The 16,126-nt window shown below is 73.9% G+C and carries 16 protein-coding genes; 4 read left to right on the top strand and 12 right to left on the bottom strand.

The genetic code is table 11. The annotated features are described in order from the left end of the window. Positions 1-31: 31 nt before the first annotated feature. From J3486_RS08555 to J3486_RS08545, 3 genes are all read right to left on the bottom strand, one after another. On the bottom strand, positions 32-2,233 hold the full coding sequence (locus J3486_RS08555) for an alpha-N-acetylglucosaminidase (RefSeq protein ID WP_207819543.1): 2,202 nt from the start codon (positions 2,231-2,233) through the stop codon (positions 32-34). Between the two features lie 63 nt (positions 2,234-2,296). Further along, positions 2,297-2,797, bottom strand: a complete 501-nt coding sequence (locus J3486_RS08550) for a GNAT family N-acetyltransferase (protein WP_207819542.1) — start codon at positions 2,795-2,797, stop codon at positions 2,297-2,299. Positions 2,798-2,819: 22 nt separating this feature from the next. Then, positions 2,820-3,743 (bottom strand): AraC family transcriptional regulator, encoded by a 924-nt coding sequence (locus J3486_RS08545; RefSeq protein WP_307804733.1) that lies wholly within the window; start codon positions 3,741-3,743, stop codon positions 2,820-2,822. 96 nt (positions 3,744-3,839) lie between these two features. Between J3486_RS08545 and J3486_RS08540 the strand changes: the two genes are divergently transcribed. Then, positions 3,840-4,691 carry an NAD(P)H-binding protein gene (locus J3486_RS08540; RefSeq protein ID WP_207819541.1) on the top strand — a complete coding sequence of 284 codons (852 nt, stop codon included), beginning with the start codon at positions 3,840-3,842 and terminating at the stop codon, positions 4,689-4,691. Between the two features lie 19 nt (positions 4,692-4,710). Here J3486_RS08540 and J3486_RS08535 read toward each other — a convergent pair whose 3' ends face one another. The 3 genes from J3486_RS08535 to J3486_RS08525 all read right to left on the bottom strand — a co-directional run bounded on the left by J3486_RS08535 (position 4,711) and on the right by J3486_RS08525 (position 6,564). Then, positions 4,711-5,133 carry a thioesterase family protein gene (locus J3486_RS08535; RefSeq protein ID WP_207819540.1) on the bottom strand — a complete coding sequence of 141 codons (423 nt, stop codon included), beginning with the start codon at positions 5,131-5,133 and terminating at the stop codon, positions 4,711-4,713. Between the two features lie 117 nt (positions 5,134-5,250). Continuing rightward, entirely contained in the window at positions 5,251-5,880 is a 630-nt protein-coding gene (locus J3486_RS08530) for a hypothetical protein (RefSeq protein ID WP_207819539.1), read from the bottom strand. 81 nt (positions 5,881-5,961) lie between these two features. Continuing rightward, complete coding sequence (locus J3486_RS08525; protein WP_207819538.1) at positions 5,962-6,564, bottom strand: histidine phosphatase family protein; 603 nt, start codon at positions 6,562-6,564, stop codon at positions 5,962-5,964. A 270-nt stretch (positions 6,565-6,834) separates the two neighbouring features. Here J3486_RS08525 and J3486_RS08520 point away from each other — a divergent pair, with 270 nt between their 5' ends. Together J3486_RS08520 and J3486_RS08515 are read left to right on the top strand one after the other, a co-directional pair. Continuing rightward, a complete protein-coding gene (locus tag J3486_RS08520) occupies positions 6,835-9,699 on the top strand; it encodes a DEAD/DEAH box helicase (RefSeq protein ID WP_207819537.1) in 2,865 nt (954 codons plus the stop codon). A 217-nt stretch (positions 9,700-9,916) separates the two neighbouring features. Beyond that, positions 9,917-11,191, top strand: a complete 1,275-nt coding sequence (locus J3486_RS08515; RefSeq protein WP_207819536.1) for an SWIM zinc finger family protein — start codon at positions 9,917-9,919, stop codon at positions 11,189-11,191. 14 nt (positions 11,192-11,205) lie between these two features. Here J3486_RS08515 and J3486_RS08510 read toward each other — a convergent pair whose 3' ends face one another. The 6 genes from J3486_RS08510 to J3486_RS08485 form a co-directional block, all read right to left on the bottom strand. Next, positions 11,206-11,619, bottom strand: a complete 414-nt coding sequence (locus tag J3486_RS08510) for a cytidine deaminase (RefSeq protein WP_207819535.1) — start codon at positions 11,617-11,619, stop codon at positions 11,206-11,208. A gap of 97 nt (positions 11,620-11,716) precedes the next feature. Next, entirely contained in the window at positions 11,717-12,259 is a 543-nt protein-coding gene (locus tag J3486_RS08505) for a hypothetical protein (protein WP_207819534.1), read from the bottom strand. A gap of 43 nt (positions 12,260-12,302) precedes the next feature. Continuing rightward, entirely contained in the window at positions 12,303-12,761 is a 459-nt protein-coding gene (locus J3486_RS08500; protein ID WP_207819533.1) for a hypothetical protein, read from the bottom strand. Between the two features lie 79 nt (positions 12,762-12,840). Then, the gene (locus tag J3486_RS08495; protein ID WP_207819532.1) at positions 12,841-13,407 is read right to left on the bottom strand and encodes a hypothetical protein; all 567 of its coding nucleotides are present in this window, start codon (positions 13,405-13,407) and stop codon (positions 12,841-12,843) included. Between the two features lie 93 nt (positions 13,408-13,500). After that, positions 13,501-14,145, bottom strand: a complete 645-nt coding sequence (locus tag J3486_RS08490) for a peptidase (protein ID WP_207819531.1) — start codon at positions 14,143-14,145, stop codon at positions 13,501-13,503. Beyond that, the gene (locus J3486_RS08485) at positions 14,142-15,350 is read right to left on the bottom strand and encodes a pyridoxal phosphate-dependent aminotransferase (RefSeq protein ID WP_207819530.1); all 1,209 of its coding nucleotides are present in this window, start codon (positions 15,348-15,350) and stop codon (positions 14,142-14,144) included. The genes J3486_RS08490 and J3486_RS08485 overlap by 4 nt, the downstream gene beginning before the upstream one ends. A gap of 81 nt (positions 15,351-15,431) precedes the next feature. On the opposite strand from J3486_RS08485, the gene J3486_RS08480 reads away from it, so the two are divergent. Then, positions 15,432-16,070: a winged helix-turn-helix transcriptional regulator gene (locus J3486_RS08480; protein WP_207819529.1), complete on the top strand. Its 639-nt coding sequence runs from the start codon at positions 15,432-15,434 to the stop codon at positions 16,068-16,070. Positions 16,071-16,126 lie beyond the last annotated feature (56 nt).

Genomic DNA, 16,126 nt, shown 5'->3' with positions numbered 1-16,126 from the left:
TGACGAGTTGAGTGGGCGGGCGGCCGGAGGATCAGCCCGTACGCAGGCGATCACGCACCTGAGCTGCCACGTCGTACGTGGATCCGGTCGGCCGGGTCGCCGGCGGTGTCCCCGGATCGCGGATCCAGGCGTCCTCCAGGGCGAACCAGTCCACCGGCCGCGGCTCGCCGCCCTGGTCGATCGCGGCCCGCAGCGCGTCGAAGTACGTCGCCCAGCGCTTGCGGTAGAGACCGCCCACGAGCCCCGCCCACTCCCGGTTCGCGTAGTCGTGCAGCCCGGCGTCGGCGCCCGCGCGCGTCCCCCACACCGTCACCAGCGACAGCTGATCGCGCGCGAGCCGGTCCCGCTCCTCCTCGTCGCCGCCCCAGGAGCGGGCCTGCGCCACCCAACTTCCCAGCAGATGACGGGAGTCGGTGGCAAGGAGCCGGTCGAGCAGGTCCATGAGGGAGAGCCAGTCCCCGGTGAGGCGGTCGAAGGCGGCGCGGTCCCGGGCCTCGTACGCCTGCCTGATGCGGGGGAGGAGGGCGCGGCTGCGGTGGGAGAGCGACTGGCGGGCCACGTCCAGGAGGTCTCTGCGGTACGCCGACGAGGACCGCAGCCCGGCGCGCACCGCCAGCAGATGGCCGAGCGCCTTGTCGAACTCGTCCGGGTCGTACCGGAGTCGCTTCGGCGACCAGCTCGCGGCCGAGCGGGCCGTGAGCGAGGGACGCGCGCCGAACAGGCCGTCGGCGCCCTCGGCCCAGCCGTCCGCGCGGGTCGTGCCGTAGACGGTGCGGCGCAGCACGTCCCAGGCCGCGGCGGCGTGCGGGTCCCGCGCCCCGTACCGGCGCACCGACCACTCCTCGAACCACCGACGCAGGTCCAAGTCGGCCGTCCGCCAGGCGAGTTCGGCGAACAGCTCGAACGCCGCCGGGTTGTTGTCCGCCGCCTCCGGCAGCAGGGCCGTGCCGCGCAGGGTGCTCCCGGGCCTGGTGCGCCACCGGGGGTAGAGGTCGACCCAGTCGCGCGTGTTGGCGCCGAGCACCGTGTGTCCGCCGAAGTTCCAGATGGAACCGAACGCGTAAGGTGTGCCGTTCCAGTCCGCCTCGCGGTCCGTCACGGTGGGGAACCGGTCGGAGATGCCGTCGACCACCAGCATCCGCGTCCTGTCGACCGCGTTCACGAGCTCCTTCGGCGGGTTGTGCCGCCAGCCCAGGATCACCCAGGTCGCCTCGGGGTGCGCGGTGCGCAGCGCCTTCTCGACACCGCGCGCGGCGTCGCCGACCGGCACGTCCCCCGGCGTGCCGCCCTCGTGCAGCAGATCCATCTTGAACAGGCGGGCGGTGCCGAACATCTCCCGCTGCGTGCGGTAGTACGCGGCCGCCACCCGCGCGAAGTGCGGGCCGCGCGGATCGAGCCAGTCCGGCCGCCGGTACCCGTACCACTCGCCCTGCGCCACGACGTGCGCCCCCGGCTGCCGTGCGGCGAAGCCCGGCGGCACCGTCCCGTAGTAGCCGGGCAGCACCGGCTCCATCCCCAACTCCCGCACCCGGTCGGCGATCCTGCGGCCCAGGCGTGCGCGGGCGGCGAGCAGACGGCCGGAGACCGGGCCGCCCGCCGGGCCCGCCATGTTCTGCAGCAGCCACCACGGCTGATGCGCGGGCAGCGGGATCCACTCCCGCAACTCGGTGTCCCCGTAGCCGAATCCGCGCAGAACCCGGTGGTACAGGGCGTCCGCTCCCACGTACACGAGTACCTCGTTGAAGCCGTGCAGGGCGAGCACGTCCAGCTCCCGCTCCCAGTACGACCAGTCGTGGTACGCCCCGGTGTAACCGTCGCTGGTGTCGTTGAGGACGAAACGGTGCGGGACGTTCGCCCGGCCGGTCAGCGGATGCGCGGGCGCGGGCAGTTCGCGGGGGAGGTGCAGCTGCTCGCCCGCCCAGGAGAGGTCGGCCCGTACGACCTGTTTCAAGTAGGCGCCGAGACCCGTGAGTTGGACCGCGGGGGAGGAGCCCGTGATCCGGACGGCACCCGGCCGCCCCGCCACCCGGTAGGTGTCGCGCGGGCCGGCCGGGGGAGCGAACTCCACCTGCGCGGCGTGCGCGCGGCCGATGAGCCTGCGCGCGGCGGCGCCGGCCGCGGCGGACGGGACCGGCGGCACGTCGTCCTCCCGGTCGTCGGCCCCGGCGGTGCAGGACACCGCGGCCGCCGATCCGGCGAGCGCGGTCAGGAACGTACGGCGGGCCAGCGGCATGAGAAGTGCTTACCCGCCGCGCCGCCGGGAGCCGCCGTGCCGCGCCGCGAAGTCACCGAGGGTTCACCTCGAAAGTCCCCAAGGCTCGCCCGACCGGAGGGACTTGGCGTAGAAGCGGCTCTCCTCGTACTCCCGGAACGGGCCGAACGGTTCGGTCGGGCGGTATCCGCTGGACTCGTAGAGCGTCATCGCCTCGGGCAGCATGATCCCGGTCTCCAGGACCATACGGGTGCGGCCCGCCGCGCGGGCGCTGTCCTCCAGGGCCGCCAGGTTGCCGCGCGCCAGGCCCCGGCCGCGCGCCCGCTCCACCACGAACATCCGCTTCAGCTCGGCGTCGCCGTCCGCGTACCCCGACGCGTCGGGTTCCTGCGCCCGCCAGCCGCCGGAAGCCACCGGCACCCCGGCGTCGTACGCGACGAGGAACAGGCCGCCGGGCGGGTCGAAGTGCGCGGGGTGCAGGTCCGTGAAGTCGTCGTAGCCGAAACGCCTGCGGTACTCGGCCTGCACCTGGTCGCTCAGCAGCGCCGCGTCGGGATGTCCGTAGGACCTGATCCGGAACTCCATGGGGCCGTCGGCGTACGCGGTGTCAGCCCGCTGCCCGGCGGCCGAGGCAGGGCGTGGCCGCCGGCAGCCGCCCGCTGACGAACGCCGTCGGCGCCACACCGAACAGGGAGCGGAACTCGGCCGCCATATGCGACTGGTCGTAGTAGCCGGTGGCCTGCGCGAGGCCCGCCCACGGCACCGGCGCGTCACCGGCGCCGCGCGCGGCCCCCGCCAGCACCTGCCGGGCGCGGTCGATCCGGGCGAAGTGCTTCGGTGACACGCCCACGTCGTCGGTGAACAACTTGCGCAACTGCCGTTCGCTGACAGCGAGTTCACGGGCCACCGTGGCGACCGACGCGGGCAGCGGGCGTCCGGGGCGGGTCGACAGCGCGGCGACGGCGGTCCGCACCAGCGTCTCCCGGGACACCTCGGCCGGGTCGTGCGGCACGAGGACGGGCGGCAGCAGCTCGGTCACCGCGGCGATCGCCTCCTCCTCGCTCAGATCGCCCCCGATCTCGCCGAGCCGACGGGCCAAGCGTGCCGCTTCCGGCCCCGGCAGCTCGGCCAACGGCACCACGCGGCCCACCAGTTCCCGCGCCGATGTGCCGAGCAGCGGGCGCGCCGCCCCCGGCCTGATCCGCAGATCGAGACAGAGCGGAAGAGTCTTGTCCGCGTGGTACGAGGCCCGGGTGCGCGGCCCGATCGCGAGGACGTCGCTGCCGCCCTCCGGGAAGGTGCGCACCGCCAACCGCACGGCGGCGTCCGGCACATGGGCGATCGCGGCCGGTACACCGGGGGTGTACGAGGTGACGCCGATGTCGCTGATCCAGGGGCGCAGCGACATCGGCGGCGCGACGAGTCGGGACGGGAAGCGCGAGGCGCCCGCCGCCGTCCTGATCGCCGTCTGCCGCGCCAGTGCCGTCCGGGTGTCCGCGTCCGGGGCCGCCGTGTTCGTCGCCGTGGTCACCGCACCACCGTAACCAGTGCGGGCGCCGCGCGGGGCGGCGAAAGCGTGCCGGAATTTCCTATCCGACGGACCGGCGCGGGACACACCGTGGAAGACATGATCCTCATCAGCGGTGCCACGGGCACCATCGGCAGTGAAGTCGTCCGTCTCCTCGCCGGGCGCGGTGTCCCCCACCGGGCCCTGACCCGCGACCCGGCCCGCGCCCGGTCCGGGCCGCACACGGAGGTGGTGCGCGGCGACTACGGCGACCCGGAATCCCTCGCCGCCGCCCTGACCGGCGCCGACGCCGTGTTCATGGTCAACACCCCGGGCGCCGCGGGCCCCGGCGTCCACGACCGGGCCCTGTACGACGCGGCCGTGACGGCGGGCGTGCGGCGCGCGGTCAAGCTCTCCGCCATCGGAACGGGTGACCCGGCGAGCGGCACCTTCAGCCAGTGGCACGTCCCCGGCGAACAGGCTTTGCGCGACGGGCCGTTGGAGTGGACGATCCTGCGGCCCACCATGTTCGCCTCGAACTTCCTGTGGTGGGCCGGCGAGGTCAGGGCGGGTCGGCCCGTGCCCGACCAGTACGACGGCGGCGCCCAGGGCGTCGTCGACCCCGCGGACATCGCGGCCGTCGCCGTCGAGGCGCTGCTCGGCGAGGGCCACCAGGGGCGGACGTACACCCCGACGGGACCCGAGGCGCTCTCGGTCCCGCAGATGGCGGTGGCCCTCGGCCGGGTCCTCGGCCGCGACATCGAGGCGGCCGCGCTCAACGAGGCGGACAAGCGCGCGATGCTGGTGTCCTTCGGGATCCCCGAACAGGGCCTCGACGGCATCCTCGAAGGTCTCGCCTACGTCAGGGACGGGCACAACGCCGTGGTCACCGACGACGTCGAGCGGGTCGTCGGACGCCCGCCGCGGACCTTCGAGGAGTGGGCCCGCGACCACAAGGAGGCGTTCGTCTAGGGCTCGGCCGCAGGACGGGCTACAGGCCGAAGGCCGCCGGGTCCGAGGACAGTTCCTCGAAGATCTCCCTCGGGTCCGGCACCAGCTTGCGCGCCGTGAGGTCCAACATGCCGCCCACCGAGGTCAGTTCGGCCGACAGGGTGCCGTCCGCCCTGGTGAGCGCCTGGCGCACCCGGAACGTCTTGCCCTCGCCCCACTCGAAGACGCACTCCACGTCCACCTCGTCACCGGCGCGCAGCTCGCGCAGATAGCGGATGTTCGTCTCCAGGACGACAGGACCCACGCCGCGCCGGATCAGATCGCGCTGCTCGATCCCGCCGTGCCGCAGCAGCGCCCAGCGGGCGTGCTCCGCGTACTGCAGATACACCGCCTGATTGAGGTGCCCCTGCGAGTCGGTCTCGTACCCGCGGACCTCGACCCGGACGGAAAACGGCTCTGCCACGACGTTCCTTTCGACGCGATGAATGACTCCGGCCGGCGCCGACCGAGCGCTTGCTCAGACGGCTCCACGGGGTGCAACAGGGTGGCGCGGCCGGGCATTCCGGTCCGGTCGCGCCGGTCACGTACGTCTCGGCGAGGCCAGCAGCCAGCGGCCGCCGCGCGCCTCGGTGTGCTCACTGACCTGCCAGCCCGCTTCCTCCAGGGCGCTCGCGCAGGCCGCGAGGGCGGCGGGATCGGGGTGCCGGACGGCCACCGCCTCGGGCTGCGGCGTCTCCGCCACCCGGTAGCCGGGCGCCGTGCCGGTCGCCGGTGCGCAACCCGCCGCCTCCAGGGCCAGCGCCGCCGAGTGCGTGAGGCGGCCGCGCTCCCACGCACACGGCCGGTCCGTCGCACCGTCCGGATGGGTCATCCGGCGTATCTCCAGGAGGCCCTGCCAGGCCGTACGCACCTCGCGCGCCCGCGCGGGCGTGGCGACGGCGTCCGGTTCACCGCCGAGGCGCGCCGTGAAGACCCCGCCGGACGACGGGGCGGGGGCGGGCTCCGGCTCGGGCTCCGGGGACCGGGCCGCCTCGCGGATCCGGTGGCCCGCAGGGGTGAGGAAGTGGTCGTGCGGCGGACGCGGGTGCCGGAACGCGAGCCGCAGCGCGACGAGACGCGTGAGCTGCGCGTCGGTGCCGGTGATCCGGCCCGTCTCCGGCTCCGCGGCCTCGATGACGCGCAACTGCGCGGCGGTCGGCGGTCTGGTCATGGCGCACCCCCTCGTCCACGGAGCGCCTGCCGTCGGGCGCTCCGTTCACGATGGTGCCCGACGGGTCTGACAACGGCCGGGTCAGCGGGCCGGGGGCCGCAGGTTCCAGCCCGAGACGACCGGGCGGCCGTGCTCCATGGTCAGCCGGCTCACCGTGCCCGTCGCCAGCAGGAAGTGGGAGCCGCCCGACGGCGGCAGCCCGAGCCGGCGCGCGGTCAGCACCCGCAGGAAGTGGCCGTGCGAGACGAGCACGACGCTGCCCTCGTTGTTGGCGAGCGCCGCGTCCACCTTGGACAGCATCCGGTCCGCCCGCGCCCCCACCTGCTCCGGCGTCTCACCGGGATGCTCCGGCGGGCCGGGCGGCACCCCGTCGTCGAACAGGTACCAGTCGGGCCGGGTGCGCTGGATCTCCAGCGTGGTCACGCCCTCATAGGCTCCGTAGTCCCATTCCAGCAGGTCGGGGTCGACGACGGTCCGGGTGAGGCCCGCCAGCTCGGCGGTCTCGCGGGCCCGCTGCAGCGGACTGACGAAGACGGCGCCCACGTGATAGCTGTTGACGAGCGGCGCGACCCGCCGTGCCTCCTCCCGGCCGTTCTCGGTCAGCGGGATGTCGGTGAGGCCGGTGTGCTGGCCGGTCAGCGCCCAGGCGGTCTCGCCGTGCCGGACAAGGAGCAGGTCACCCAAGGCGTGCGCCCCCGTTCTGTCAGGGTTCGATACGGTCCGTGAACATTGTCGATGGAACCGTACACGCGTACCCCTCGAAGACCGGTGGTCCGGGTCGGTGGATCCCGCGGGTTCACAGGGTCCGCGGAGCCCGTGGGACATGCCGCAGATCATGGATTGTCAGACCCGGCCTTTAAGGTCGTAGACGTCGCAGCGGGCGGCGAAGCCGTGACCGGACACGGTCGATACGGCGGACACAGAACAGCGTCAGGGCAGAGAGGGGTGGTGGGCGTGGTCGTGCCGGAGCTGTCGGGCGCCGTGCTCGGTGCCGCCGCTGTCTTCCTGCCCGCGCCGCTGCCGCGCGAGGGCCGGGTCGCGTTCTGGTCGCCGGACGACACGGTGGGGCTGCCGGGCGCCGACGCGGAGATCAGCGTGGTCCGCCCGCACGGCACCGGAGTGCGCAGCCGCAAGGTCCCCGCGCTCGTGCTGCCCGTCGTCGACGCGCTGCCGCTGCTGGTCCGGGCCCGCCGCACCCGGAGCGCGCACCCCGCCGCCGCGGCCTGGGGCGCGGCCGCCGCGCACGCCCTGCACCTCGTCGCGCGCGGCCGGCTGCTGCCCGGACTCACCGCGTCCGACCACGACGCCTGGCGCGCGGGCCCGCTCGACGAGGACGACGTCGCGCAGATCAGGGCCGTCGCCGCCGCACTGCCGCCCGAAGGATTCGCGGTCCCCGTGGCCGGCCGCAGGCCCGTCCAGGTGCCCGAGCCGCTGGCCCTGGTGCGGGCGTTCCTCGACGCCGTGGCCGACGCGCTGCCGCGCACCCCGGCGGCGGCCCACGCGGCCGGCGCCCCCTTCGCCGCCGCCGCGCCCCAGCACCTCCCGCAGGCCAGGCCCTGGGCGGTGGAGGCGGCCGCCGGGCTCGACGCGGGCGTGAAGATCTCCCTCCGACTCGACCTGTCGAGCCAGGAACTGTTCGACGGGGACGACCCGAACGACCCGGCCGACGAGGGCGAGGCGGGGCCCGGGGCGCGCCGCGCCGGGACCGCCATCGTGCAGGTGCACAGCCTCGCCGACCCCACGCGCGTGGTCGACGCGGCCCACCTGTGGGCCGGTGACGCCGACGACCACTTCGGGCCGCGCGCCCGGATCGACGCCGTCCTCGCGGTGCGCCGCGCCGCTGCTGCCTGGCCGCCGCTCGGGCGGCTCCTGGAGCAGGACGTCCCGGACGTCCTCGCCCTCGCCGAGAGCGAGCTGATCGATCTGCTCGGGCCCGGCGCCGCGCGGCTCGCCAAGGCCGGGGTCACCCTGCACTGGCCGCGCGAGCTGGCCCGCTCGCTCACCGCGACCGCCGTGGTGCGCGCCCAGGCCGCGCCCGGCTCGGCCACCGACGGTACGACGTTCTTCGACGCCGACGAACTGATGGCGTTCAACTGGCAGTTGGCGCTGGACGGCGACCCGCTCACCGAGCGCGAGATGGACCGGCTCGCCGAGTCGCACCGGGCGGTCGTGCGGTTGCGTGACCAGTGGGTGGTCGTCGACCCCGACCTCGTCCGCAAGGCCCGTAAGCGGGAGCTGGGACTGCTCCAGCCCGTCGACGCGCTCGCGGTGGCGCTCACCGGCGAGGCCGAGGTGGACGGCGAGCGGGTCGCGGCCGTGCCCACGGGCCGCCTCGCCGAACTGCGCGACCGGCTCACCCGGGGCATCGACACCGTGGAGCCTCCCGCGGGCCTGCGCGCCACCCTGCGCGACTACCAGCTGCGGGGCCTGGCCTGGCTCGACCTGATGACCTCCCTGGGCCTCGGCGGCTGCCTCGCCGACGACATGGGCCTCGGCAAGACCGTCACCCTCATCGCGCTGCACCTGCGCCGCGACCGGCCGCAGCCCACCCTCGTCGTCTGCCCCGCCTCGCTGCTCGGCAACTGGCAGCGGGAGATCGAGAAGTTCGCCCCCGGGGTGCCCGTGCGCCGCTTCCACGGCAGCGACCGCACCCTCGGTGACGGCACCGGCGGCTTCGTCCTCACCACGTACGGCACCCTGCGCAGCCGCGCCGCCGAGCTCGCCGGGCACGACTGGGGCATGGTCGTCGCCGACGAGGCACAGCACGTCAAGAACCCCAACGCGGCGACGGCCAAGGCCCTGCGCATGATCGAGGCCCCCGCGCGCGTGGCCCTCACGGGCACGCCCGTGGAGAACAATCTGTCCGAGCTGTGGGCGCTGCTCGACTGGACGACGCCGGGGCTGCTCGGCCCGCTCAAGGCGTTCCGGGCGCGGCACGCGCGCGCGGTGGAGGGCGAAGGGCCGCTGGAGAACCCCGAGGCGATCGAGCGGCTCTCGCGGCTCGTGCGCCCCTTCATCCTGCGCCGCAAGAAGTCGGACCCCGGGATCGTGCCCGAGCTGCCGCCGAAGACCGAGTCGGACCATCCCGCGCCGCTCACGCGCGAGCAGGCGTCGCTCTACGAGGCCGTGGTGCGCGAGTCCATGGCCCAGATCGAGGCCGCCGAGGGGATCGGGCGGCGCGGTCTCATCATGAAGCTGCTGACCTCCCTCAAGCAGGTGTGCAACCACCCGGCGCAGTACCTGAAGGAGAGCGAGCAGTCGCGGCCCCGGCTCGTCGGGCGCTCCGGGAAACTCGCGCTGCTCGACGAGCTGTTGGACACGATCCTCGCCGAGGGCGGATCCGGGGGATCGGTGCTCGTCTTCACGCAGTACGTGGCCATGGCGCAGCTCCTCTCCACGCATCTGACCACCCGGGGCATTCCGAGCCAGCTGCTGCACGGCGGGACGCCGGTCGCCGAGCGCGAGCGCATGGTGGACCGGTTCCAGTCCGGGGACGTGCCGGTGTTCCTGCTGTCGTTGAAGGCGGCCGGGACCGGGCTCAACCTCACGCGCGCGGGGCATGTCGTCCACTTCGACCGGTGGTGGAACCCGGCCGTGGAGGAGCAGGCCACCGACCGGGCGTACCGGATCGGGCAGACGCAGCCCGTGCAGGTGCACCGGCTGATCACCGAGGGGACGGTGGAGGACCGGATCGCCGAACTGCTGGCGTCGAAGCGGGCGTTGGCCGATGCGGTGCTCGGGTCCGGAGAGGCGGCGCTCACCGAGCTCACGGACCGGGAGCTGAGTGACCTGGTGTCGTTGCGGAGGGGGTCGGCATGACCGGAGTACGCGGTGTGACCGGGGTTCTCGGTGCGACCGGGGCGTGGGCCGGCGCGGCGCGGCCGTCGGCGGATGCCCGCGGGAGCGCCTGCCCGGCGACGGGGGCGCGGCGGCTTGCCCGAGGCGGGATGGGAAAGCCCCTGGCGGAGGCTTGCCCGAGGCGGCCGTGGCGGGCGGCGGACAGTCCCAGGCGGAGGTGTTGCGGGTGGTGAGGCGGGTGCATGTTCCTGGGCGGGTCGGGGCCGGTGAGCAGGCGCAGGCTCGGCACACCGACCTGCGGCGGACCTTTCCACCGTTGCCGCCGCGCGCGCAGAGCGGCGGCGCCGCTCTGACCTGGTGGGGGAACGCCTGGGTGGACGCGCTGGAGGACACGGCTCTCGACCCGGCGCGGCTCGCGCGGGGACGTACGTACGCGGACCGCGGGCACGTCGACGCGATCACCGTGACGCCGGGGCGCGTGGTCGCGTACGTGCACGGCTCGCGGCCCCGCCCCTACCGGGCCGAGCTGCGCCTGCGCACCCTCTCCGACGAGGCGTGGGACCGTTTCCTCGGCGCCGCCGCGGCCCGCCCCGACCACATGGCCGCACTGCTCGACAAGGACGTGCCGCACGCCCTGGCCGCCGTCGTCGACCTGCTGCCCACGGTCGACGACCTGACGCCCGAGTGCACCTGCCCGGACCGTGCCCACCCCTGCAAGCACGCGGCGGCGCTCTGCTACCTGTCGGCGCGGCTCGTCGACGAGGACCCGTTCGTGCTGTTCCTGCTGCGCGGCCGCGGCGAGCAGGAGCTGCTGACCGAGCTGACCCGGCGCAACGCCGAGCACACGGCCGCCGAGCGGGCGGAGGCGTCGGCCCCCGAGCTCGACACCGTGCCGGCCCGCGATCTGTACACGTCCAGGGCCCGACTCCCGCTGCTGCCCCCGGAGTTCCCGGCCCCGGCGTATCCGGAGCGTCCGCCCTCCTACCCCCAGCATCCGCAGGGGCCCGACCCGCTCGCCCTCGATCTGCTCGCCACCGAGGCGGGCGCCCGCGCGCACACCCTGCTGACCACGGGCCGCGACCCGATCGCCGGCCTGACGCCCTGGCAGGACGCCGTCCGGGTCGCCGCGGGCCACCCCGGCTCCGGGCTGACGGCCGCGACCCGTACGCTCTACGCCGCGCTCGCCCGCGGCACCGGACGCACCCCGTCCGACCTGGCCCGCGCGGTCGCCGCCTGGCGCCAGGGCGGTCTCGAAGGGCTCTCGGTCCTGGAGGAGGAGTGGGACCCGCCCGCCGGCCCGTTCGACCGGGCGCGCCCGGCCCTGCTCGCCTTCGGGTACCCCGAGTTCCGCCCCCGCCGCAACCGCCTGTCCACACCGTCGCTCCAACTCCGGCTCGGCCGCGACGGGTTGTGGTACGGCTACGAGTCCGACCCGGGCCGCGACGACTGGTGGCCCCGCGGCGAGCCGGCCCCCGACCCGGTGTCGGCGCTCGACCGCCTCCTCGGCCGCTGACCGGGCGGCGCGCTCTACCCGGCGTCGAGCTGGTGGTCCGCCCAGACATACGTCTCGGGCAGCAGGTCGGCGACCGGGACGGCGCGCACGTGCTCGTCCCGGCCGACGATGACCTTCAGGCCGGGGAAGTAGTCCAGCAGGACCTGCCGGCAGCGCCCGCACGGCGGCACGACCCCGCGGTCGCGGTCGCCCACGGCGACGATCGTGTCCAGCTCGTAGGCGCCCTGGCCGGCCGCCGCGCCGATGACGACCAGCTCGGCGCAGGGGCCTCCCGTGAAGTGGTAGGCGTTCACCGCGGTGACGATGCGGCCGTCGCGGGCACGGGCCGCGGCCGCCATGGTGTGGTTGTCTCCCCGGCAGTGCGTGCGCGCGACCCGCGCCGCCGCCTCGATGAGCTCGTGATCGACAAGGTGGTGCTGCGTGGTCATCTTCTCTGCCTTCGTCAGGTGCCGGGCCGCGTCGGACGGCGGACGCCGCTCCGGGTGACGAAGACTACGCAGCCGCGGCTCGGCGGCACCGTCCGGGCTACGCGACCGGCAGCCCCTCGGCCCACTCCCGCAACCGCGCGAAGTCCGGTGCGCGCAGCCCGCGTCGCGGATGGACGGTGAGCAACAGCGCGGGCGCGTCGTGGCGTTCGGCGACGTACGCCACGTCGGCTTCGGTCAGCATGTCGTCGACCCAGGCGAAGGGGCGGCCCGCCGCCCACTCCACGAGCGTCCGGGTCTTCCAGTACAGGCCGTCCGGGTCGGCCGCGAAGAGCCGCGGCCACTCGATGACCGGCAGGTCCCGGGGCAGCCCGACGGCCGGGGCGATCATCTCGTTGGCCTCGTGCATCCAGGTCGTCGCCCAGGCCAGTTCGTAGGGCAGCGCCCGCAGCAGCGCCCCGTGCCCGGGGTGCAGCACGACGCGCAGCCCGCGCCGGTGGCTGCGCGAGCCCGGCGTCTGGCGCGCCGTCCAGTTGCTGGGGTGCAGCCGGTGCGCGCGGTAGCCGCGCAGCCGGGCGAACCGGTCGGCGTACGGATTGAGCGGGCCGTCCACGTCGAGCAGCAGCAGCGGCTTGTCCGTCATGGGGGAGAGGTGCCCGCGCGAGACCCTCCCTACGCGCGTCGCGTCAGCGCACCGTCGGGGCCGCCGCCGTCACGAACGCTTCCAGAGCCTGCTTCGCCTGCCGGGAGCGCCGGTCACGGTCCGCCGCGTCGGTGGCCTCGTGCAGACAGTTCACGAACTCGAAGGCCTCCTCGGCGAGTTGGCGCATCCGCCGGTCGTCACAGATGAGCTGAACGCGCGTGAGCGCCGAGCGCGCGGTGATCCGGCCCTCGTACGAGGTGAACCGGGACGCCTCCACGACGGCGTCCGGCGCGTTCTCGTGCGCCCGGAACCAGCGGTCGTTCTGGCTGCGCCGGTAGTCGTGCAGCGCCCCCGCGAACGCGCTGTAGGTGGAGATCCGCTCCTGCCGCAACTGCTCGGCGCGCGCCAGCTCCGCGCTGCGCACGGTCGCCCGCCCCTGGAAGTAGTGCGTGACGACCGACCCGAGCAGGGTGCCGAGCACCGCTATCAGTGCCGCGTCCAACGTGCCGTACTCCTCAACCCGCCCGGGGAAGTGCCGATGTCACCCGCGACGGTCGCCGACCCGCCGCGGGTGCGCCCGGTCAGATCTTGGTGAAGCACCAGGTGTAGTCGGAGCCCCGGTTGGTTCGGTACTCGATGCCGTAGTCGTATTTCGCGTCGCAGGTCTGTCCCGCACCGTACATCTTGTCGCCCGTCTTGTACTCGGCCTCGGAGGAGCCGCAGTCGACGACCGTCGGCACGGGCTTGCCCTTGGGGTCGGCGACCTTGACGCAGTCGCCGATCTCCGGGTTGTGGGTCCTGGCCTCCTCGGCCGCGGCCGACCGGGACGCCTCGGCCTTGGCCTTGCCGCCGTTGGGGTTGGTGTTGTAGTCGTACACCCAGTAGCCCACGCCCGCGAAGATCGCGATGATGACGACGAAGGTGATGACTCCCTGCGCCGCACGGCGGGGCGGCGGGCCGCTCGGCCGGGGAGCCTGCGGCGGCTGCCCGTAAGGCGGCTGCTGTCCGTAGGGAGGCTGCCCATAGGGTGGTTGCTGCTGAGGCTGCTGCTGGTAGCCGTACTGCGGTGGGGCGTACTGCTGCTGCGGCTGGGGCGGGTAGCCGTAGGGCGGCTGGTTCTGGTGGTGCGGCGGAACAGGTGAGGACATGCCTGGGGATCCCCCGTGATCGACTGTGTGGCCGTGCTCAACGCGACGGTTGGCATGTGCAGGCTACCTGGTGGCCCTGTGGCCAACACCACCTCAAGGGGTGCCTGTTGCCGCTTCGGCCGGTACGGCCAGCGACATGCCGCGCCCCGCGAAGAACTCCGCGAACCGCGCCGCCGGCAGATCGGCGGTGCGGCTCGCCGCGTCCGTGCCCGACGGGTTGTGGAAGTGCAGGCCCGCCCCGTCCGCCGTCCGGCCCGTGACCAGGACGAGGTGGCCGCCGCGGCCGGGCGCGGGGTCGTGCGGGCGCCGGATCGCGTAGTGCACGGAGGCGATGACGAGCCGTCCCGCGTCGAGGAGTTCACCGATGCCGGCCACCGTCAGCTCGCGGTGCACGGACGCGTCGACGCCGTGCACCTCACGCACGTACTCCACGGCCGGCGCGTAGACCATGCCGCGGATCTCCCCCTCGGCGTCGACGGTGTACGCGCCGAACTTGACCGCGCCGTCGCGCAGTTCGAAGAGCGAGGGCGCGTCGGGGCCGAGCGCCATGCGCAGACACGTCGCCCCGCACAGATGCCCGCACCAGCGCGCGTAGTCCGCCACCGTCCGCGCGCCCGACTCCCGCCACGCCGGGTCCGCGGCCCGGTCGAACCCGTCGTTCACGATGGGCCCGACGAGGTCCGGCGAGGCGAACTGGGTGTGGCTCGGGTACGGGCAACGGGCACAGGACGAACTCACTGACGGTATCCGCTCAGGAAGCGCCCGATCCGGCTGATCGCGGCGTCGAGATCGTCAGCGTAGGGGAGGGTGAGGATGCGGAAGTGGTCGGGGCGCGGCCAGTTGAAGCCCGTGCCCTGTACCACCTGGATCTTCTCGCGCAGCAGCAGGTCCAGGACGAACTTCTCGTCGTCCACGATCTTGTGCACGTCCGGGTCGAGGCGCGGGAACGCGTACAGCGAGCCCTTCGGCTTGACGCAGCTGACGCCCGGGATCTCGTTGAGCTTCTCCCACGCCTTGTCGCGCTGCTCGCGCAACCGGCCGCCGGGCGCGGTGAGTTCATGGATGGACTGGCGGCCGCCGAGCGCGGCCTGGATGGCGTACTGGGCGGGCGCGTTCGGGCACAGGCGCATGGAGGCGAGCATCGTCAGCCCCTCCAGGTAGTCCTTCGCGTGCTGCTTGGGGCCCGTGACCACCAGCCAGCCGGAGCGGAACCCGGCCACCCTGTACGTCTTCGAAAGCCCGCAGAACGTGAGCACGACCAGGTCGGGGGCGAGGGCCGCGGCGCTGTGGTGAACCGCGTCGTCGTACAGGATCTGGTCGTAGATCTCGTCCGCGAGGACCATCAGGCCGTGCCGGCGGGCGAGGTCGAGGATGCTCTCGACGATCTCCTTCGGATAGACCGCGCCCGTCGGGTTGTTGGGGTTGATGACGACGACCGCCTTGGTGCGGTCGGTGATCTTCGACTCCATGTCGGCGAGGTCCGGGTACCAGTCGGACCGCTCGTCGCACAGGTAGTGCACGGCCTTGCCGCCGGAGAGCGTGGTGACCGCCGTCCACAGGGGGAAGTCCGGTGCGGGGATGAGGACTTCGTCGCCGTCCTCGATCAGCGCCTGCACCGCCATGGAGACCAGCTCGGAGACGCCGTTGCCCAGGTAGACGTCGTCGACGTCGACCTCCAGGCCGAGCGTCTGGTAGCGCTGGGCGACGGCGCGGCGGGCCGACAGGATGCCGCGCGAGTCCGTGTAGCCGTGCGCCTGCGGGAGCATCCGGATCATGTCCTGGACGATCTCCTCGGGCGCTTCGAAGCCGAAGAGCGCGGGGTTGCCGGTGTTCAGGCGCAGGACGCTGTGGCCCGCCTCCTCCAGGGCGTTGGCGTGCTCGATCACCGGGCCGCGGATCTCGTAGCAGACCTCGCTCAGCTTGCTCGACTGCCGGAACTCCATGTGCCATGCCTCCTCGCTGGGTTGCTTGGTTTTACCAAGTGCACGCTTGGAAAGTCCAACGAGTTGCATAGACTGCGAGCCATGCCACGCCGAAGCTACGACCAGTACTGCGCCGCAGCCCGCGCTCTCGACGCCGTCGGGGACCGCTGGACCCTGTTGATCGTGCGCGAACTCCTCGCGGGGGCGCGCCGCTACACGGACCTGCACGCCGATCTGCCGGGCGTCAGCACGGACATGCTGGCCACGCGCCTGAAGGACATGGAGCGGGACGGGATCGCCGTGCGGCGCCGATTGCCCGCGCCGGCCTCCGCGTACGTGTATGAACTCACCCCGCGCGGACGGGAGTTGCTCCCCGTGCTCACGGCGCTGGGGGAGTGGGGGGCGCCGGCGCTGGCCGAGCGGCGGGCCACGGACGCGGTGCGGGCGCACTGGCTGGCGCTGCCGTTGCTGAGGCAGCTGGAGGGCCTCGGCGAACCCGGGGTCGTCGACGTCCGCCTGGACGAGGGGGAGTTCCATGTCCGGGTGGGCTCGCAGGAGGGGCCGGTCTACGGGGACGGGGCGTTCCCGGGCGGGGCCGATGTCCGGCTGACCTTGGACGCCGAGGTGGGCGGGGCCGTCGCCCGGGGAGAGCTCGGGCTGACCGCCGCGGTGCGTGCCGGGCGGGTCGCGCTGGAGGGAACCGGCGCTCTGGCCAAGGGCCTTCTCGCCCTGGAGGGCTGAGCGCGGTTCGGCGGGTGCGGGCCGGTGGTCCGTCCTCGCGCGGTTCCCCGCGCCCC

The organism is Streptomyces sp. VRA16 Mangrove soil, assembly GCF_017377775.1.
GTDB lineage: Bacteria > Actinomycetota > Actinomycetes > Streptomycetales > Streptomycetaceae > Streptomyces.
Note: the sequence above shows the minus strand (reverse complement) of the source record. Positions and strands in the feature narration are given on the sequence as shown.